We start from the raw sequence: 18,239 nt of genomic DNA on the forward strand, positions 1-18,239 counted from the left end.
AGCCGCGGGCCGTGGTCAGGCTTGTGACGAGTTTGCGCACCCATGCCACGAGGTCGTCGGCCAGGTCGCCGGTGTGGTTCACCGACGCCAGGATCCTGTCGGCGTCTTCGAGCATGACGTCGGCGACCAGCGCGGGGCGGCTGGGCCACCAGCGATAGATCGTCTGCTTTCCCACACCGGCGACCTGGCCGACGACCTCGTGGCATGGGTGCGCAAACTCGTCACAAGCCTGACCACGGCCCGCGGCTCGGCCATGCTGCGCACCCTGACCGCCGCCGGCATGGAGCATGAGGAGACGGCGGTCAAACTGCGCGCCGGCTTCTCCTCGCCGCTGCACGAAAGCGTCCGCAACCGGCTGCTTGCCGACGGCCACGACGAGGCCACGGCCGATTCCGCCGCCGACGCCATCGTCGGCGGCGTGGTGTATCCGATTCTTTCTGGCGCACAACCTTATTCGCGGCTGCGGGCCGAAACGACCACCCGGATAGTCGTCGACGCTCTTGCCCGCCGGCCCTGACAACCCACCCGAATCGGCAGCGCGAGCGCGAGACATGGTCTAGGTATGAAGCTATGACGCTAAATCAGGGGCTGGAGCCGTCTGATCAGCTCGCCCCGAAGTCGCTCGCCGCGTGGCAGTTCTTCCAGCAGATGCTCGCCGACGTCACCAAGGTGGTGACGCAGGACGCCGAGTCCGAGCGAGAACTGCTCGAGGGGCTGCGGGTCATCGCCCGGGTGTCGTCGCTGTGCTCGCAACTATCGGTCGAGGCCGACCTCGACCGGCCGTCGTTCTTCGACATGTGCTCGGACAACCGGATGATCGGCGGCCCCAACCCCGACGGCAACTACTACCTGGCGATGATCCGCGGCGACCGGCGCTACCGGATCACCGGCGCCCGGGGCACAAGCGCCTATCTCGGATTCCAGATCCTGGCCGGCACCGGCCTTAGCCCGCGCCGGATGTCCAACTACATCAGCGACACCGACCTGGCCCTGACGTCGGGCGAATTCGCGCTCGTCCTGTCGGCGGACGAACCGTCCGATCTCGGTGGCGCGCGGTGGGTGCAGATCCCCGACGACGCGTCATCGGTCGTCGTGCGGGAGTATCTCGCCGACCGCGGGTCCGAGGAGCTGGCCACCCTGCGGATCGAAGCGCTCGATCCCGGTCCGCTCGCTCCGCTGACCGACGACGAACTCGCCGAGCAATTCACCGCGATGGCATGGACGCTGATGAAGCTCGTCACGCTGCACCGCACGATCAAGCCCGAGCTGTTGGAGCGTCCCAACACGCTGCTGACGGCCGAGGCCGCCGATCTGGGTGCGGCCGACACCACCCCGGACAACCTGTACATGATGGGCACGTTTCGGCTCGACCCCGGCGAGGCGCTCGTGCTCGACATCGCGCCACCCGACACCAGGTACTGGAACGTCACGCTGGAAAGCGTGTGGCATGAGTGCCTGGAGCCACGCCGCCGGCACAGCTCGGTGACCAACCGTGGGGTGCGGCCGGACGCGGACGGGCGCGTGCGCATCGCGATCTCCGCACAGGACTTCGGTTTTGGCCACTGGCTCGACACCGGTGGCCGGCATCGCGGGTTCGTGGTGCTGCGCTGGCTCGACAACCCCAATCCGCCCGACGTCGCGGTGACGGTGCGCCGGCAAGGGGAACGGGCATGACGCTGAAGGAGAAGTTCGACCCCGACCGGCTCATCGCCGCAGCCTGCGAAGAAGCGGGCAGCGACGACTTCGGCGCGGACGGCTGGCGGCCCGGGCTGGATCGTCTCACCGACGCGCTGATCAACGAGGCACGGCTCTCGGACCTCGGTGTCGAGATCGCCTGCCTGGATGTGATGCGAGCCCTGAAGAACCGGCTCGGCGTGATCGCATGGCGCAAAAAACACCCCGAGATCGCCAGCGAGCCAATCACGCAGCCGATCTTCATCGTCGGCCAACCCCGCTCCGGAACCACGATCCTGTACGACCTGCTCGCCCAGGATCCAGAGCTTCGCGCCCCACTGACCTGGGAGGTCGACGAGCCCTGTCCGGTCCCGCGGCCCGAGACGTATCACACCGATCCGCGCATCGCGCAGGTGCAGGCCAGCATCGAGCTCTCCGAGCAGATCGTTCCCGGCTTCCTCGCATTTCACCCGATGGGCGCGCTCGTCGGGCAGGAGTGCGTCCGGATCACGGCGAGCGAATTCACCAGCATGATCTTTCCGGTGCAGTACCGCCTGCCGAGCTACTCGCATTGGCTCCTCTATGACGCCGACTACGCCGGTGCGTACCGCTTCCATCGAATCTTCCTGCAGCACCTGCAGTCTGGCGTTCCCGGGCAGTGGCTGCTGAAGTCGCCGGCGCATCTGTGGCAGTTGGATGCGCTGCTGGCCGAATATCCCGACGCGCTGATCGTGCAGACGCACCGCGATCCGCTCAACGTCATCTCGTCGATCGCGGCGCTGACCCACCACCTGCGACGGATGTGCAGCGACGAGTCCGACATCGCCGAGTGCGCGGCGCAGTCCTACGAAGAGATCGTCGTCGGCCTCGATCGCGGGATGATGCTGCGCGACGGCGGCGCGGTGCCCGCCGGCCGGGTGATCGACGTGCTGTTCACCGATTTCATGAACGACCCGTGGACCACGATCAACGACATCTATCGGAGGCTGGGCCGCGAGCTGAAACCGGATGCCGCACAAAGGATGCGGGACTTCCTGGCCGCCCATCCCGGGGACGGCGGACGGGGCCGCTACACCTGGTCGGACACCGGCTTGGACGCCGGCGAGGTGCGGGAACGGGTGAGTGCCTATCAGGAACGCTACGGGGTGCCGACCGAACAGCTGCGGTAGCGGATCAGCCCGCGACCGAGGCGTCGTAGATCGACTGGATGGCCGCGTCCAGCGTGGCGTTGAACTGCTCGTCTGATTGGTCGGCGGTGAGCCCCTCGGTCAGCGCGCGGCTGAAGCTGGCGATCACGCCGGTGTTCTGCGCGAGCAGCTTGTTGGCGTCCTCGCGGGAGTAGCCACCCGACAGTGCCAGCACCCGCATCACCCGCGGATGTTCCACCAACGGACGGTAGTGGTTGACCGCGCTGGGCAGGCTGAGCTTGAGCATCACCCGCTGTCCGTCGGGAACGGTTTCGAGCTGCTTGGTGATTTCGTCGCGCAGGATGTCCTCGGCCTGCGCCTTGTCAGCAATCGAGATGGTGACTTCGGGTTCGATGATGGGCACCAGTCCGTGCGACAGCACCTGATGGGCCACCTCGAATTGCTGGGCGACCACTGCGGCAATGCCCTCGGCGTTGGCGCCGCCGATCACCGAGCGCTCTTTGGTGCCGAAAACACCCTTGCCCGCGGCCCGCTCCAGCAGCTCGTCCAACCCCGGCATCGGCTTCATCAGCTGCACTTCGTCGGAGGCCTCGGCCAAACCCTTGTCGATCTTGAGGATCGGCACCACGCCCTTGGTCTCCCACAGGTAGGTGGTCGACGGCTTGCCCTCGATCTCGCGGTCCATGGTCTGCTCGAACAGAATCGCCGCCAGCACCCGGTCACCCGTGAACGCCGGGGAGGTGATGATCCGCGAGCGCATCTGGTGGATGAGGTCGAACATCTCTTCCTCGGAGGAATAGGCGTCCTCCTCGATGCCATACAGGCGCAACGCCTTCGGCGTCGAGCCACCGCTCTGGTCGAGCGCTGCGACGAATCCCTTGCCCGACGTCATCCTGTCTGCTTGCTTTTCGTTCGGCATGGAATTCTCCACTCCCTTGTGGTCGTCGCGCCCCTTTCGTCACGGTGCGCAATCGGGCTCGGATCGTGTCGATCATATTTCGGCCGGCCACAGCCCGGACAGGCGGTGGTCAGGCCTCGGTTGCGTCCTGCTCCGGCGACGCACTTTTGCCGGGCCACAGCGCCATGCGATCGAGAAGCCCGTCGCGCAGCACGAGCGTGTGAAACAGCACCGCGCAGACGTGCGCGGTGAAGGTCAGGAAAAGCAGGAGGGCGAAGACGTTGTGGGCCTGCCGAAGCACGGCGTAGACGTCGATGTTGTGTGGCGCGATGCCGGGCAGCTGAAACGGCCCGACCATGCCGACGGGAAACCGCGCCGCCGAGAGCATGGCCCAGCCGACCAGGGGCTGGATGAGTAGCAGGGCGTAGAGCAGGTACTCCGACCACGACGCGATGCGGCGCTCGGTGGGGCCCATGGTGGCCAGGAAGGGTGGCAGCCGGTGGGTGAGCCTGTTCGCCAGGCGCACCACGGCGAAGATCAGGATCAGCAACCCCAGCGGCCGGTGTATCGCCAGGAGCAGCGGGTAGTAGGTCAGCGATGCGATCATGGTCACCCCGATGAGCAGCTGCGCGATGACCATAGGCGCCATCAGCCAGTGCAAGATTCGGGAGGGAAGGGCGAAACGCCCACGGGCGGCGGTTGTTTCGCTGGCCTCGTCGGTCATGCGCGCACCTGGCTGACGTTGACCTCGCTGGCCGATTTGGGTTCCTCGGCGCGGCGGGTGAAGGAGCGCGCGTAAACCGCCGATCTTGCGGCAAGCAACGGGTCGTCGGAGGCCGCGATGCCATCGGGCAACACCAGCGGGTCGAAGTTGATATCGCGGGCGTTGCCCGCCTCCTCGGTCGCCACCGCGGTGATGGTGATGGTGCCGGCATCGATGCGGCGGCGCGATTGCGGCCACGGTTTGGTGGCGTCGTTCGTCGGATCCCCGGGTTCGCCGATCGTGAGCACCAGCCGCCACTTCAATGGCCGCTGCGCCAACGCCCCGACGAGGTCGTCGAACAGGTAGTCCTTTCCCACCGACGACGCCGGGGGATTCGCCGCGCCGGCTTCCAGCGGAACGGCGGACCAGCGCACGGGAACGGTCGCGCCCGCACCGTTGGTGAAGTGAAAGGCATTCAGGCCGTAGAACGTGCTGTCCGCGAATCCCGCGCTCGGCGGTGATTGCTTGATGAGCTTCATGGCCGCGACGGTCTCGGGGTGGCGGTCGAGGAATGCGGCCATCGCCTGCGGGTCGGGCTTCCCGGTGCCGGGCATGGGCCTGGACGCGAGCAACCGATCGTAAAACCCCTGCGGGGTGCTGTCGGCGAAAACGGGAATGTTGATCATCGCCGTGCGCCACTGCTGCCCGTTGGGAGTCTGGAAAAGCAGCCCCAGTCCGCGGACCGTGTCGGGCTTGTCGGCCTGATCCGGCAGACCGCCGGACAGCGAAAACCGACCGATCACCGGAACGCTGCCCCGCGCGAAAACCGCCGCCCGGCAGATGGCCGCGCCCGCGCCCGTGCTCGCGAAAGACCCTGTGGCGGAAAGCCCTTTGGCATGGTTGCGCCGAAACCCATCGTGGTGGCCGTAGACATGTTCGAAGCGATCGGCGAACCCCGAGGGCGTGAGTTGCGCACCCGGCCGCAGCCAGCCGCCTGCATAGGCAAAGCCGCCGACGTCCACCGCGGCGATACCGGCGACCGCGCCCATCCCGAGCAGCGCGCTACGCCGGGTCAGCGGGCCGAGGCGGGTGGGCCTGGCTTCGGCGGCGTTGTCGTCCCGCTCGCCTTCCTGGTCACCGGGTTCCATGCCCACCATCCTTTCGGTGCTTTTCCGGTGGAGGCTACGGCGCGGGGCCGGAATTCGTTCAACGTGCGGGCGCTCGGCGCGACAAAGTTCAGGCAGATGTCATCTTGCCCGCGCGAGAACGGGGCTCACCTTGCCGTAGCCAGCAGCGAACACCATCGTGCCGTGCGGCCACGCGGCGAAGAAGGTAGGAGGCGAATTCGTCCGCGACGGAGTGGCCCGTTAATCCCCTTTTAGGTCAGATAATCGCCTGCGCTGCAATGGGATTCGACGATAGAAAGGCCAGCAACAACGCATCCCGTAACATCGGCGCCATGGAACCGAGCCGCTGGTGGGGCGACGACCGCGCGATCCTCGATGACGAGGAGGCCCGCCGGCGCATCCTGGACGCCGCCGCCCGCTGCATCGTGCGCCGCGGCAGCACTCAGTTCCGGGTGGGCGAGGTGGCAGACGAAGCCGGGGTGTCGCGGTCGACGGTGTACCGGTACTTCCCGGGCCGCGACGACGTCCTGCTGGGCCTGCTGCTGATGCGCATCGACAACGCGCTTGGTGAACTCGTGCGCTCGCTGCCCGCTCCCGACGACCCGGTTCGGTCGGTGCCCGAGATGGTGTTGGCCCGCGTCGAGTCGGTGGATGGCAATCCGCTGAACGAAGCGCTGTTCGCGGCCGAGAGCACCGCCGTGGCCACCGCCCTGGAGAAGGGGTCCGAACCGATCGTGGAGTTACTGCTGCAGCACTACGAGCCGTTGCTGACTCGATGGAAGCGTGCGGGCCGTCTCTACGACGATCTCGAGGCCCGGTCGATCGTCCAGTGGCTGCACACGGCCACGTTGTTTTTGCTGGCGCCCTCGTGGCGGCGCCGTCCGGCGGCCGACAAACGTGAATTCGTCGAGCAGTTCGTGGTGCGCGCCCTGGTTCCACCAATCAGACAATAATCGGGTATTGTCTGATGTCCAGACGTTCGGTTATTTTTGTCTGACGATGCGTCGGCTCGCGACTGATCGGTGCCCGAATCAGGACGGAACGACATGAAACACGCTGTGGGACAGGCCTTCTCCGCCATGGGCCTGGCCGCCCATCTGGGCCGCGGGCTGGGCCGGGTGACCGCGGACGCCGTGGTCGGAGGCCGGTTGGGGTTGCCGCGCACGGTCGACGACGTCGACACGTCCGTCCTGTCCAAGATCATGGGAAAGACCGTCAGGTCGGTGCGTGTCCTCGGCAGCGACGCGGGGACGTCCTCGCGGGCGCGGTTGGTACTGACCGGAAAAGACGTACCCGAGTCGGTATTCGTCAAGCTCGTGGCACAGACCGTCGCCACCCGCCTGATGGGCGAACTCGGCAGGCTCGGACACACCGAGGTGCGCTTCTACAGCCAACTCGCGCCGGAACTGACCGGCGTCCCCGAGTGCTACGGCGCCGCATTCGACCCCTGGACCGGCCGGTACCTGTTGGTCTTGGAAGATCTGCCGGCCGAGTCGTGCGAATTCCCTGACACGTTGCACCCGCTCTCCCCCGACCAGGCCAGCCTCATCGTCGAATTGCTGGCCGAGTTGCACGCCACCTTCTGGCATCGCCTGCCCCGCGATGGCGGCGGCCCGCTGGGATGGCTCGACACGCCATCGGGTGACGTAACGTCCCTGCTGACCGGTTCGCTGATGCACGCGTCGATCAAACGCCTCGCCGATCGCACCGCCATCCCGGTCGATAACGGCCGCTTCATCGCCGACAACTACCGCGCCGTCGCCGCGGTGATCGACACTCCCCCGCATACGGTCATGCATGGCGACGCGCATCCGGGCAACATGTACTTCTACGGCGGCAAGGCGGGACTGCTGGACTGGCAGGCGGTGCGGCGCGGCCATCCCTCTCGCGAGCTGGCCTACACCCTGATCACTAGCCTGACGCCGGATGACCGCCGCGCGACGCAGCGCGAGTTGCTCGACGACTACCGTCGTGCGCTCGCGGCCGCCGGGGGGCCCGGCCTGGACCGCGACGACCTGTGGCTGCGATATCGCCAGGGCGCGCTGTACGGATATGTCGCCCCCCTGATCACCGCCGGAATGGGCGGAATGCAGGTCGAGGGCATCGCGATGGAAGGACTGCGGCGGGGGGTCGAGGCGCTCGACGACCTGGACGCCGTCGCGGCGCTGAAGCGTTCCCTGTAGCCGAGGCGAAATTCGGCCGAACCTATTGCCATAGCCGCCGCAGGAGTTACGCTACTTCGAGTAGCGAAATACGCGCACAGCTCACTCGGCAACGCAAGGAGAGTCTCGTGTTCGACCTCAAGATCACCGGTGGCACCGTCGTCGATGGCACCGGCGCGGATCGGTTTCGCGCCGACATCGGCATCAAGGATGGAGTGATCGTCGACGTCGTCCGCCGCGGATCCAGCGACGCCGAGATGGGCGGCGAGGCCGCTGAAACCATCGATGCGACAGGTCATGTCGTGGCCCCTGGCTTCGTCGACATCCACACCCACTACGACGGCCAGGTGAGTTGGGACAGCCTGCTCGAGCCGTCCAGCGGCCACGGCGTCACCACGATTGTGACCGGCAACTGCGGCGTCGGCTTTGCGCCGGTGCGGCCCGGCAGCGAGCAGTGGCTGATCGAGCTGATGGAGGGCGTCGAAGACATTCCCGGCACCGCGCTGACCGAGGGCATCACCTGGGGCTGGGAGACCTATCCCGAGTACCTCGACGCGATCGGCAAGCAGAAGTTCGCGATCGACGTGGGCAGCCAGGTCGCCCACGGCGCCATCCGCGCCTACGCGATGGGCGAGCGGGGCGCCCGCAACGAGCCGGCCACCCCCGACGACATCGAGGCGATGGGTCGCCTGGTCACCGAGGCGATCGAAGCCGGTGCGCTGGGCTTCTCCACGTCGCGCACGATGGGCCACCGCGCGATGGACGGCGAACCGGTGCCCGGAACGTTCGCGGCCGAGGAAGAACTGTTCGGCCTGGGCCGCGCCATGGCGGCCGGCGGTCAGGCGGTGTTCGAGCTGGCCCCGCAGGGGTCCGCGGGCGAGGACATCGTCGCCCCGAAGAAGGAACTGGACTGGATGCGGCGGTTGGGCGCCGAGATCGACCGGCCGGTGTCGTTCGCCCTGATCCAGGTGGACGCCGATCCGAAACTGTGGCGCGAAATGCTGGACCTCTCCGCGGACGCGCACGCCGCGGGCAGCCGGTTGCACCCACAGGTCGCGGCGCGTCCGTTCGGCATGATGATCGGTTTCCAGGGCCATCACGGTTTCAGCCACCGGCCCACCTATCGCAAGCTGCAGGCCGAGTTTGGCCGCGAGGAACTCGCGCAGCGCCTGGCCGATCCCGCGGTCAAGGCCGCGATCCTGTCGGAGGACGACGTGCCCGCCGACCCGACCCTGTTGTTCGACGGCATGTTCGCCCTGGTGCAGCACTCCCTGCACCGCCTGTACGCGCTCGGCGACCCGCCCGACTACGAGCCCACCCCCGACCGCACCGTCGCGGCGATCGCCAAGGCGCGCGGCGAGGACCCGCTGTCCACCCTGTACGACCTGATGCTCGAGCGGAACGCGACCGCGATGCTGATGCTGCCGCTGTTCAACTACGCCGAGGGCAACTGCGAGGCGATCCGGGAGATGCTGCTCCATCCCGCCGGGGTGCTGGGACTCTCCGACGGCGGCGCGCACTGCGGGATGATCTGTGACGCCTCCTACCCCACGTTCCTGCTGACGCATTGGGCGCGCGACCGCAGCCGAGGCGAGAAGTTGCCGTTGGAATACGTGATCCGCAAGCAATCCCGTGACACCGCACACCTTTTCGGGCTCACCGATCGCGGCACGATCGAGCCCGGCAAGAAGGCCGACATCAACGTGATCGACCTGGACGCGCTGAGGTTGCACCCCGCGGCGATGGCCTTCGACCTGCCCGCGGGCGGGCATCGGATCCTGCAGGGCGCGAGCGGATATGCGGCGACGATCGTCAGCGGGACGGTGACCCGGCGCCACGATGTCGACACCGGCGCCCGTCCGGGTCGCCTGGTTCGGGGAGCGCGTTAGGGTCCGGCGCATGAAAGTGGCCGCCGGCAACCCGGCCCGCACCCGCGACGAGGATGCGATCGGCGTCCCGCCGGCAGGCCCTACCCTGGTGCCGGCCGAGCGCTACTACTCTCCGGCGTTCGCCGCGCTCGAGATCGAGCGGATGTGGCCGAAAGTCTGGCAGGTCGCCTGCATGCTCGACCACGTCGCGGAGCCGGGCGACTATTTCGAGTACCGCTGCGGGCCCTACGGCGTGCTGATCGTCCACGGTGACGACGGCGTGCTGCGCGCCTTCCAGAACGTCTGTCGCCATCGCGGCAACTCGATCTGCGCCGGCTCGGGTTCCGGACTGCGCGAGCTGAAGTGCGGCTATCACGGCTGGACGTGGGACCTCGCCGGCACGCTCAAGCGGGTGCCCAACCGCAAGGGATTCGGCGCGCTGCGCATGTCGGACTTCCCGTTGATACCGGCCAGGGTCGATACCTGGGAGGGCCTCGTCTTCGTCAACCTCGACGTCAACGCGATGCCGCTGCTCGACTACCTGGAGTCGGTGCCCGACGACATCGCGTGGTGCAATCTGGGCGACTTCCGCTGCTATGCCACCCTCACCGTCGAGGTCGACGCCAACTGGAAGACGATCGCCGACGGCTACAGCGAGACCTACCATATTCAGACGCTGCATCCCGAACTGCTGCGCTGCGTCGACGACATCCATGCGCCGCAGCAGATCTGGGGTCACACCGGCAAGTCCGATCAGCCCTACGGTGTGCAAAGCCCGCGCTTCGACGGCGCATTGAGCGATGAAGAGGTTTGGGACGCCTACGTTTACACGCAGGGTGCGCTCATGGGCGCGGCCGAAGGCACGCCCTTCCCCGCCGATGAACTCCAGCCCGGACAGACGGTGCAGGACCTGATTGCGGCACGCACACGGGCGTTCGCGGCATCCCGCGGTGTCGACCTCGACTGGGCCGACACCGACCGGATCACTCGGCTGCACCAGTACAACGTGTTCCCCAACATGACGCTGCTGGCCAACGCCGACCACCTGACCATCATGTGCTCGCGCCCCGGGCCGGACCCCGACCATGGCGAGTTCGTCATGTTCTTGATGACGCGGATGCCGCCCGGCGCGGCGCGCAACAAGCCGACGGACGTCCGCATGAGCGCCGGGGAGGCCGAGCCCGGCCTGGTCCTAACGCAGGACATCCGCGTGCTGCCGGGCTTGCAGCGCGGCATGCACCAACCCGGCTTCACCCACTTGGTGCTCTCCGGCGAGGAGCGGCGAGTGATCAACATGCATCGCAACCTCGAGCGCTACCTCGACCTACCCGAGGCAGACCGAATCGGCGGGCCCACGTCCGCGGATCGCGGCGAAGTAATTGGCGCGGAGCCTACGAAATAGCCCCCGAGCGAATTACAATCCGGCTGTGGCGATCCCGTCGAACCCGTGCGGTGGCGAGTGGGGGCGGCTATCACATCGGCTAGAGATGCAGTATCAGATTGTCGGCCGCAGGGGGGCGCGGCGGCTGTGCAAGCGCTTCGCGCAGGTGGGTGTCAGGACGCAGCCGGACCGGCTGCAGCAGATGCTGGCAGGCATGCCCGGCTCGGACGAGGAAGTGGCCGATGTCAGATTTGCCTTGATCGCTTCACAGCTGAATCGTCAAACGCGGGCCGCAAAGCTGAAGCGGCTGCAACGACACGGCACCCGCTCGCTGCTGTTCGCGGGCTTGGTTCTGGTCGTATTGAACTTCCTTTTCTGCGTTGCCTACGTCTTGTTGAACCTGGCCCAACAGGCCACGCCGCTGTAAGGCGGGGAAAACGCCCGTACCGGAACTAGTTTGGCTCGAGTCTGAAGACCGCGCAGCGGCCCGCGAGGGCCTCGAACTCGTCGGCGGTTCCCTGCTCGACCAGCCCCGCGCGTTTAAAGAAGCCGACACCCCTCGGTACCTTCTCCGGAAACGCGCGCAATACCGGGCGAGCCTGCTCCGCGTTGAGTTCGACGAAGCTGACGCGCTGCGCGCGACGGCCGCGGGTGACGGTCCCTGCGCCGGCGGCGCGGGCATTGAGCACCCAGTCCGCGTTCGGGTATCCACCGACGACGTAGAGGCCGTCATGCAGCGTGAACGGGGTCGCCGGCGTGCTGCGCGGCTCACCCGATTTGCGGCCGGGCACCGTCAGCACGCGTACCGGTCCGGTGGCGATGCCGGCCTTGTGCATGGCGATCATGACCTTGTTCATTGGTTTGAGCCAGGCGGGTGGTTTCTGATCAGACATCATGTCCTCTTCGACTGGTGTGCCGGCGCGCCTTCAGTAGTATCAATGTGGCTGATATATGTCAAGGCGCCTGACACTAGGCGGGGCCACGCCCATCACCCGCCAGTGTCACGAGAAGTCTTGTCCCCCCCAGCGGACTGGCGTGCAAAGACGCCTCGCCGCCATGCAATTCGGCCTGCTGGGCGACCAGCGCCAGCCCCAATCCGGACCCCGAGCGCGACGCCGTCGACCCGCGGGAGAAGCGTTCGAAGACCGCGGCGCGCTCCTCTTCGGGAATGCCCGTGCCATTGTCGTCGATGGCGATTTCCACGCCGTCGCCGGAACTCGTTACGTTGAGCCGGATTTCGGTGGCGCTACCGTGCTTGACGGCGTTGGCTATGGCGTTGTCGATCACCAGCCGCAGGCCCGTGGGCAACCCCACCATCAAGACCGTGGGCGAGGGCACCAGCGATACCTGCAAGCCCGGGTAGATACGCAACGCGTCGTGCGCGGCACGATCCAGTAGCTCGGTGATGTCGAAGGGAACGAAGTCATCGACGGTGGTCAGATCGCCCTGGGCCAGTCGTTCGAGCGCCGTCAGGGTGGCCTCGATCCGGCTCTGGGTGCGGATGACGTCGCTGATCACCTCTTTACGCTGCTCTGCGCCCAACTCCAACGTCGACAGCACCTCGAGGTTGGTGCGCATGGCGGTCAGCGGAGTGCGCAATTCGTGGGAGGCGACGGCGGCGAAATCGCGAGCGGATTCGAGCGCCGCCTTCGTGCGCTGCTGCTCGTTGCCGATGCGGGCCAGCATGCCCTCGACCGCTTCGGCGATCTCCACGGCCTCCCGCACACCGCGGACCTGAACCTCGTCGGGGCTGGACTGGGCATTGATGGCGCGGGCCTGCTGGGCCAGCAGCAGAAACGGATTGACCATGATCAACGAGATCACCCAGCCGACAAGGATCGTCCCGCCGATGACGCCGGAACAGATCAACAACACCCGCAGGTGCAGTTCGTCGATGCGATGTTGAGCCTCGGCCAGCGGCGCCGCCAGCGCGATCGATGCCGGGCCCGCGGTGAAGGTGCGGACCCGGTATTGCACGCCGTTGATGGTCGTGTTGGCGTAGCCGTTCGGGAGTTGGGGCAGGACGATATTGCCCGGCACCGAGACCGTCGTATCCCCGATGCGCGCGGTGCGCACCAGGTTGCCATCCGGCATGGGCCGATCGGGGTTGGTGAGCTGCGCGCTGTTGAGCATCGAATTGATATCACCCAGACTCGTCACCGAATCCAGCCGGCGGTCGAGCTGGCTGTACTGGTCGTTGGTGACGCCGATCCACACCCACAGGCCCAGGAGGACGACGAGGGTCATCACCGATAGTGCGGCCACGATGACGATCGTGCGCAGCGACAGCACGCGCATCGGGAGCCGTATATGACGAAACACGCGAATATCAGGCTCCCTCTATTGCCCGCGAAAGTGCCCGGTCGATGTCGTGGACGATACTAACGACGGCGGTACGGCGCGAAGGATGGCGTGGCAAGGCGCTCGCGATCGACGGTGGTTTCTCGGTCAGCTAGCCCGGCGCCGGGCCGGCTGACCCGGTCATTTGCCTCCATTCGAGGTGAGTGAGTACTCTCTCACCATGGCTCCGTCGGGACGGGATCGGCTGCTGGCCGAGGCGCTGAAGCTGTTCGCCGCCAAGGGGTACGCGGCGACCTCGGTGGCCGACATTCAGCGCGCCTCCGGCCTCGCCCCGGGATCGGGCGCGCTTTACAAGCACTTCGGCTCCAAGCGTGAGCTGCTAGAGGCCGCCGTCGCGTACCGGATCGACAGCATCGTTTCCGCGCGCGAGCAGTACGACGCCGGGCGGTCGGGCAGCGTCGAGGAGGCGGTGCGCACTGCGGGCGAGCTGATCTGGAGCAACCTGCGCGACAGCGAGGATCTGCTCAAGGTCATGTTGCGCGAGCCTGCCGAGGCCGGCGATCTCGAGACGAAGACGTGGCAGGTCATCACCGACAACGCCTACCAGCGGTTCGCCGACGAATTGGCGGCGTCGAATCGCTCTGGCCGCACCAGCATCCCGGACCCCGAGGCGGCCGCGGCCGTGGCGATCGGGTCGCTTTCCTATGCCGCAACGCTGCAGGCCCTGACCGGCCGCTCGCCCGGAAACATCGACGACGACCGTTACTTCGAGGCCTGGGTCAACCAGACGGTCAGCGTCCTGGCGCAATACACCAACCGTAAAAACCGCTGACCACAACATATTTCAGGAGCAAGTTGTGACCTTTTCACTGCAACTGAGCGACGACGTCATCGAGGTCCGGGACTGGGTGCACAAGTTCGCCAGCGAAGTCATCCGGCCCGCCGCGGCCGAATGGGACGAACGCGAAGAGACCCCGTGGCCCGTGATCCAGGAGGCCGCCAAGGTGGGCCTCTACTCCCCCGATTTCTTCGCGCAGCAGGCGGCCGAGCCGACCGGGCTGGGATTTCTGACCACGTTCGAAGAGATGTTCTGGGGCGACGCCGGTATCGCGCTGTCCATCCTCGGCACCGGGTTGGCCGCGGCGGCCTTGGCGGGCAACGGAACTCCCGAACAGCTGGGCCGCTGGCTGCCCGAGATGTTCGGCACGCCTGAGGATCCCAAGCTGGGCGCGTTCTGCTCGTCGGAACCCGACGCCGGATCTGACGTCGGCGCCATCCGGAGTCGTGCGCACTACGACGAGGCGGCCGGCGAGTGGGTCCTGAACGGCACCAAGACCTGGGCAACCAACGGCGGCATCGCCAACGTGCACATCGTGGTGGCGTCGGTCTATCCCGAGCTCGGCGCGCGCGGCCAGGCCACCTTCGTCATCGGGCCGGACACTGCGGGTCTGGCCCAGGGGCAGAAGTTCAAAAAGCATGGGATCCGCGCTTCGCATACCGCCGAGGTGGTGCTCGACAATGTGCGTCTGCCCGAAGACGCCATCCTCGGCGGCCGGGAGAAGTTCGAGGCCCGCGTCGCGCGGGTCAAATCCGGCGCCTCCGCGGGTGGCCAGGCGGCGATGAAGACCTTCGAGCGAACTCGCCCCACCGTCGGCGCGATGGCCATCGGTGTGGCCCGGGCCGCCTACGAATACGCCCTCGAATATGCCTGCCAGCGTGAGCAATTCGGGCGCAAGATCGGCGAGTTCCAGGCGGTGGCGTTCAAACTGGCGGACATGAAGAGCCGCATCGACGCATCTCGCCTGCTGGTGTGGCGCGCCGGCTGGATGGCGCGCAACAACCAGAACTTCGACTCGGCCGAGGGGTCGATGGCCAAGCTGGTGGCGAGCGAGACCGCGGTCTACGTCACCGACGAGGCCATCCAGATCCTCGGCGGCAACGGATACACCCGTGACTACCCGGTGGAGCGGATGCACCGCGACGCGAAGATCTTCACCATTTTCGAGGGAACCAGCGAGATCCAGCGGCTGGTGATCTCGCGGGCGTTGACGGGGCTGCCGATCCGTTAACCCGCGCTGCGAGACATGATGGCCGGATGACCTACGAGATCCGCGTCCTCGACAGTGAGGACGACCTCGTTGCCGCGGCCAACCTGTTTCGCACCGCCATGGTCGGCTTCCCTCCGCTGCCGAACCTGCAGCCCGGCCAAATCAGCAAGCTGCTCGAGCCCGGCCGTACGGTCGGAGCGTTCGCCGCAGGACAACTCGTCGGCACCGCGGATGCCGTGACGAGCGGGCTGACGCTTCCCGGCGGCGCGGTCGTCGGCCACGCCGCCGTGTCCCACATCGGCGTGCTGCCGTCGTTCACGCGCAAGGGAATCGCCACCGCGCTCATGGATCACCAGCTGCGCGACATCGCGGCGCGGGGTGAGGTGGTCGCAACGTTGCGCGCTTCGGAGGCGACGATCTACGAGCGATACGGCTACGGCGTGGCGAGTTCATCGCAAACCGTCGAGGTTCAGACGGCGCGGGCGGCGCTCCGACGGGGCGTCGGCCCCGGCGCCCCGGTCCGGCTGCTCGACACTGCGCAAACATTTGACGTCCTGCCGCGGATCTACGCCGAGAATCGTCCGTCGCGGGCGGGAACCATCGATCGCCCGGACGTATGGTGGGAGGGTTTGCGGCTGCGGACCGAATCATCCTCGGGCCCCGCGTATGTCGCGGTGTCCGGCGACCCGGGAGCCGAGTCCGGCTTCATCCGCTACCGCCCGGTCGACACCGAACGGTGGTTCGTCAGCGATCAGCGGACCGTCGTGGTCGAAGATTTCTTCGCACCCACCCCCGACGCGTACCTGGGGCTGCTGCGCTTCCTGCTCGGCCTCGATCTCGTCGACCGCGTGATGTTCTGGATGTTGCCGGTCGACGATCCGCTGTCCTGGCTATTGGTCGACCGGCGGGCCATGAAGATTTCCGCGGTGCATGACGAGACATGGTTGCGGGTCATCGATGCCGAGAAGGCGCTGACGGCCCGCCGATACGCCGGCGACGGCGCCGTCACTATCGCCGTGAATGACTCACTGCTGCAGCATAATTCGGCCAGTTACACCATCGCCGGCGACGGCGTGGAACCGACGAAACGGCCCGCCCAGGTGCGCGTCGGTGTCGAGGGGCTCGCCGCCGTCCTGCTCGGCGGCGCCACCTGGCGCGGTCTGGCCGTAGCCGGACTGGCGCGGGCCGACGAGCCCGCGGCACTCGCGGCGGCTGATCGGCTGTTCGCGGTGGCCGAAGCGCCGTACGCCGGATTTTTCTTCTAAGCCGCGCGCGGGCTGAAGCTCGCGCGCAGCGACTCGAAGCCCTGCAGCGTGTTGTTCAAGAGCCGCACGGGCCGGTCAACCTGGATCCGGCTGACCGTGGGAATCATCGCGCGCAGCAGCGCGTGCATCTCCATCTTGGATAGATACATGCCGACGCAGGCGTGGGCGCCAAAGCCCCATCCGAGGTTGGCTCCCTTGCGGTGCAAGGAGAAGACCTCGGGTTGTTCGAATTGTGTCTCGTCCATGTTGGCTGACGCGTAGAGCAGCGCGACTCGTTGACCACGACGCAATCGGATGCCGTCGACCTCGGTGTCTTTCTTCAGCATTCGCGTGAAGCCGCGCACCGGTGAGCCGAGGCGAACGGCTTCGACCGCGGCTGCGGGCACCAGCTCGGGGTTGTGCCGAAGCTCCTCCCACACCTCGAGTTGGGTGCCCAGGCTCCACAGCAGTTGCGCCGACGCCAGGATCGTGGTGTCCAGGCTCGGACCGATGAAGTCGATCACCATGGCCTTGGCTTCCGACGGGCTCAACGCGCCGGCATGTCCCGCCGCGAGCACCGACTCTGCCCATCCGCCATGCTTGACACTCTCGGAGCGGATAGATCGCGCATAGCGCCAAAAACTCAGTCCCACCGGCGCTGCCTTCACGGTGCGGGTGTTGGTCGGGCCCAATACGTCGAAGCCGCCGCGGCCGTATCTCAGCATGCGGTGATGGTCGAGGTCGACGCCGACGAGATCCGCGACCACCCGGATGGGCAGATAAGCGGCGAAATCGGATACCCCGTCGAACTCCGGCCTCTCGCATAGCCGGTCGATGATCGCAGTCGCCTCGGCTTGCAGAACCGGCTCAATGTCGGAAAGCGCCTTGGCCGAGAGGGATTGCAGCAATACGCGCCGCCGCTTCGAGTGGGCCTCGCCGTCGCTGGCGAGCGTGGTGCCGGCGGTCAACACGTTGGTCACCGGATTGGCGGCCACCCCGTTGCCGCTGCAGTAAGTCTCGTCATCGCTAAGCGCCTGGCGCACATCGCGATAGCGGCCCATGACCCACAGTCGGTGCTTCGGCAGCCATACGACGGCCCCCGCATCGCGGATCTGACGATAGGTTTCGGCCGGCCTGAGCAGCGTCTCTTTGCCGTAGAGATCGACGGGCAAGGTCGGCGCCCCCGCCGCAGCACCGCGACGCAACATGTTCAACATTGAACACGCGATCGCCGTCAGCCGTGCGGCGCCTCGGAGATCTTGGTGTCCGGCTTGCCCACCGTCTGGCAGTACGTCAACGCCGACAGCCGAGTCGCCGAGATCTCAATGTTGCTCGGGTCAGCCCCGTTCTTGTCCTTGAGCATCTTGGTGACTTCGTCGTTCTGTTTCTTCTCGTCCTGAGTGGTGAAGTCTTTGCACTTCGTGTCGCCGCCGGTGTTGATGATCTGTGAGGCTGAACACGCACCGGACAGCAGGGCAGCGAGCACGATCGTGGCGGCAGCAATTTGCTTTGTCATTTGCCCTCCCGGATTGCCAGTAGTGGTATCTGTACACCAATTCGGCCGGTTTCAAACTCGGCGGTGGGGTTTGCGCCGGTCGGTGCGCGCGTTTGCGGGCGAGTGCCAGATGTGCCGATCCAACGAGATCGACCCGTGCCGCGGCCCGTGCAACCTTCGGCCGGGTGGG

General features: G+C 66.8%; 17 protein-coding genes and 2 pseudogenes. 11 read left to right on the forward strand and 8 right to left on the reverse strand.

Annotated elements, in window-relative coordinates:
• Positions 1-181, reverse strand: a pseudogene (locus A5744_RS24910) (TetR family transcriptional regulator); the annotation flags it as partial.
• On the opposite strand from A5744_RS24910, the pseudogene A5744_RS04425 reads away from it, so the two are divergent.
• The 3 genes and pseudogenes from A5744_RS04425 to A5744_RS04435 form a co-directional block, all read left to right on the forward strand.
• A pseudogene (locus tag A5744_RS04425) lies at positions 158-517 on the forward strand (TetR-like C-terminal domain-containing protein); the annotation flags it as partial. The pseudogenes A5744_RS24910 and A5744_RS04425 overlap by 24 nt on opposite strands.
• 53 nt (positions 518-570) lie before the next feature.
• Entirely contained in the window at positions 571-1,674 is a 1,104-nt protein-coding gene (locus A5744_RS04430) for a DUF1214 domain-containing protein (RefSeq protein WP_076058759.1), read from the forward strand.
• Entirely contained in the window at positions 1,671-2,843 is a 1,173-nt protein-coding gene (locus A5744_RS04435) for a sulfotransferase (RefSeq protein ID WP_076058761.1), read from the forward strand. The genes A5744_RS04430 and A5744_RS04435 overlap by 4 nt, the downstream gene beginning before the upstream one ends.
• A gap of 4 nt (positions 2,844-2,847) precedes the next feature.
• Here A5744_RS04435 and A5744_RS04440 read toward each other — a convergent pair whose 3' ends face one another.
• From A5744_RS04440 to A5744_RS04450, 3 genes are all read right to left on the reverse strand, one after another.
• Positions 2,848-3,741, reverse strand: a complete 894-nt coding sequence (locus A5744_RS04440; protein ID WP_076058763.1) for a fructose bisphosphate aldolase — start codon at positions 3,739-3,741, stop codon at positions 2,848-2,850.
• A 109-nt stretch (positions 3,742-3,850) separates the two neighbouring features.
• Positions 3,851-4,444: a cytochrome b/b6 domain-containing protein gene (locus A5744_RS04445; RefSeq protein ID WP_076058765.1), complete on the reverse strand. Its 594-nt coding sequence runs from the start codon at positions 4,442-4,444 to the stop codon at positions 3,851-3,853.
• Positions 4,441-5,571 carry a catalase family peroxidase gene (locus A5744_RS04450; RefSeq protein ID WP_276206955.1) on the reverse strand — a complete coding sequence of 377 codons (1,131 nt, stop codon included), beginning with the start codon at positions 5,569-5,571 and terminating at the stop codon, positions 4,441-4,443. The genes A5744_RS04445 and A5744_RS04450 overlap by 4 nt, the downstream gene beginning before the upstream one ends.
• Before the next feature lie 311 nt (positions 5,572-5,882).
• Between A5744_RS04450 and A5744_RS04455 the strand changes: the two genes are divergently transcribed.
• From A5744_RS04455 to A5744_RS04475, 5 genes are all read left to right on the forward strand, one after another.
• The gene (locus A5744_RS04455) at positions 5,883-6,503 is read left to right on the forward strand and encodes a TetR/AcrR family transcriptional regulator (RefSeq protein WP_076058818.1); all 621 of its coding nucleotides are present in this window, start codon (positions 5,883-5,885) and stop codon (positions 6,501-6,503) included.
• Between the two features lie 93 nt (positions 6,504-6,596).
• Positions 6,597-7,733 carry a phosphotransferase gene (locus A5744_RS04460; protein WP_076058766.1) on the forward strand — a complete coding sequence of 379 codons (1,137 nt, stop codon included), beginning with the start codon at positions 6,597-6,599 and terminating at the stop codon, positions 7,731-7,733.
• Between the two features lie 107 nt (positions 7,734-7,840).
• Positions 7,841-9,601 (forward strand): amidohydrolase family protein, encoded by a 1,761-nt coding sequence (locus A5744_RS04465; RefSeq protein ID WP_076058768.1) that lies wholly within the window; start codon positions 7,841-7,843, stop codon positions 9,599-9,601.
• A 10-nt stretch (positions 9,602-9,611) separates the two neighbouring features.
• A complete protein-coding gene (locus A5744_RS04470) occupies positions 9,612-10,982 on the forward strand; it encodes an aromatic ring-hydroxylating dioxygenase subunit alpha (protein WP_076058820.1) in 1,371 nt (456 codons plus the stop codon).
• Positions 10,983-11,007: 25 nt separating this feature from the next.
• Positions 11,008-11,388: a hypothetical protein gene (locus A5744_RS04475; protein WP_240562964.1), complete on the forward strand. Its 381-nt coding sequence runs from the start codon at positions 11,008-11,010 to the stop codon at positions 11,386-11,388.
• 25 nt (positions 11,389-11,413) lie between these two features.
• Here the strand turns inward: A5744_RS04475 and A5744_RS04480 are convergent, their stop codons facing one another.
• Both A5744_RS04480 and A5744_RS04485 read right to left on the reverse strand, forming a co-directional pair.
• Positions 11,414-11,854: a nitroreductase family deazaflavin-dependent oxidoreductase gene (locus tag A5744_RS04480; protein ID WP_076058824.1), complete on the reverse strand. Its 441-nt coding sequence runs from the start codon at positions 11,852-11,854 to the stop codon at positions 11,414-11,416.
• A 76-nt stretch (positions 11,855-11,930) separates the two neighbouring features.
• Positions 11,931-13,259: a HAMP domain-containing sensor histidine kinase gene (locus A5744_RS04485; RefSeq protein WP_076058770.1), complete on the reverse strand. Its 1,329-nt coding sequence runs from the start codon at positions 13,257-13,259 to the stop codon at positions 11,931-11,933.
• 223 nt (positions 13,260-13,482) lie between these two features.
• Between A5744_RS04485 and A5744_RS04490 the strand changes: the two genes are divergently transcribed.
• From A5744_RS04490 to A5744_RS04500, 3 genes are read left to right on the forward strand one after another with little or no spacing between them, the layout of a single operon-like run.
• Positions 13,483-14,094, forward strand: a complete 612-nt coding sequence (locus tag A5744_RS04490; protein WP_076058772.1) for a TetR/AcrR family transcriptional regulator — start codon at positions 13,483-13,485, stop codon at positions 14,092-14,094.
• Between the two features lie 25 nt (positions 14,095-14,119).
• The gene (locus A5744_RS04495) at positions 14,120-15,331 is read left to right on the forward strand and encodes an acyl-CoA dehydrogenase family protein (protein WP_076058774.1); all 1,212 of its coding nucleotides are present in this window, start codon (positions 14,120-14,122) and stop codon (positions 15,329-15,331) included.
• 26 nt (positions 15,332-15,357) lie between these two features.
• A complete protein-coding gene (locus A5744_RS04500; RefSeq protein ID WP_076058775.1) occupies positions 15,358-16,575 on the forward strand; it encodes a GNAT family N-acetyltransferase in 1,218 nt (405 codons plus the stop codon).
• Here A5744_RS04500 and A5744_RS04505 read toward each other — a convergent pair.
• Together A5744_RS04505 and A5744_RS04510 are read right to left on the reverse strand one after the other, a co-directional pair.
• Positions 16,572-17,762: a cytochrome P450 gene (locus A5744_RS04505; protein ID WP_076058825.1), complete on the reverse strand. Its 1,191-nt coding sequence runs from the start codon at positions 17,760-17,762 to the stop codon at positions 16,572-16,574. The genes A5744_RS04500 and A5744_RS04505 overlap by 4 nt on opposite strands.
• A gap of 26 nt (positions 17,763-17,788) precedes the next feature.
• Entirely contained in the window at positions 17,789-18,070 is a 282-nt protein-coding gene (locus A5744_RS04510; protein ID WP_076058777.1) for a hypothetical protein, read from the reverse strand.
• Positions 18,071-18,239: the final 169 nt, after the last annotated feature.

This window comes from Mycobacterium sp. IS-1264 (assembly GCF_001954195.1).
Classification (GTDB): domain Bacteria; phylum Actinomycetota; class Actinomycetes; order Mycobacteriales; family Mycobacteriaceae; genus Mycobacterium.

Excerpts from the sequence above, each read along its gene's own strand:
- A5744_RS04430 (WP_076058759.1), top strand. The coding sequence starts at position 571 with ATGACGCTAAATCAGGGGCTGGAGCCGTCTGATCAGCTCGCCCCGAAG.
- A5744_RS04435 (WP_076058761.1), top strand. The coding sequence starts at position 1,671 with ATGACGCTGAAGGAGAAGTTCGACCCCGACCGGCTCATCGCCGCAGCC.
- A5744_RS04440 (WP_076058763.1), bottom strand. The coding sequence starts at position 3,741 with ATGCCGAACGAAAAGCAAGCAGACAGGATGACGTCGGGCAAGGGATTC.
- A5744_RS04445 (WP_076058765.1), bottom strand. The coding sequence starts at position 4,444 with ATGACCGACGAGGCCAGCGAAACAACCGCCGCCCGTGGGCGTTTCGCC.
- A5744_RS04450 (WP_276206955.1), bottom strand. The coding sequence starts at position 5,571 with ATGGAACCCGGTGACCAGGAAGGCGAGCGGGACGACAACGCCGCCGAA.
- A5744_RS04455 (WP_076058818.1), top strand. The coding sequence starts at position 5,883 with ATGGAACCGAGCCGCTGGTGGGGCGACGACCGCGCGATCCTCGATGAC.
- A5744_RS04460 (WP_076058766.1), top strand. The coding sequence starts at position 6,597 with ATGAAACACGCTGTGGGACAGGCCTTCTCCGCCATGGGCCTGGCCGCC.
- A5744_RS04470 (WP_076058820.1), top strand. The coding sequence starts at position 9,612 with ATGAAAGTGGCCGCCGGCAACCCGGCCCGCACCCGCGACGAGGATGCG.
- A5744_RS04480 (WP_076058824.1), bottom strand. The coding sequence starts at position 11,854 with ATGTCTGATCAGAAACCACCCGCCTGGCTCAAACCAATGAACAAGGTC.
- A5744_RS04485 (WP_076058770.1), bottom strand. The coding sequence starts at position 13,259 with ATGCGCGTGCTGTCGCTGCGCACGATCGTCATCGTGGCCGCACTATCG.
- A5744_RS04490 (WP_076058772.1), top strand. The coding sequence starts at position 13,483 with ATGGCTCCGTCGGGACGGGATCGGCTGCTGGCCGAGGCGCTGAAGCTG.
- A5744_RS04500 (WP_076058775.1), top strand. The coding sequence starts at position 15,358 with ATGACCTACGAGATCCGCGTCCTCGACAGTGAGGACGACCTCGTTGCC.
- A5744_RS04505 (WP_076058825.1), bottom strand. The coding sequence starts at position 17,762 with ATGTTGCGTCGCGGTGCTGCGGCGGGGGCGCCGACCTTGCCCGTCGAT.
- A5744_RS04510 (WP_076058777.1), bottom strand. The coding sequence starts at position 18,070 with ATGACAAAGCAAATTGCTGCCGCCACGATCGTGCTCGCTGCCCTGCTG.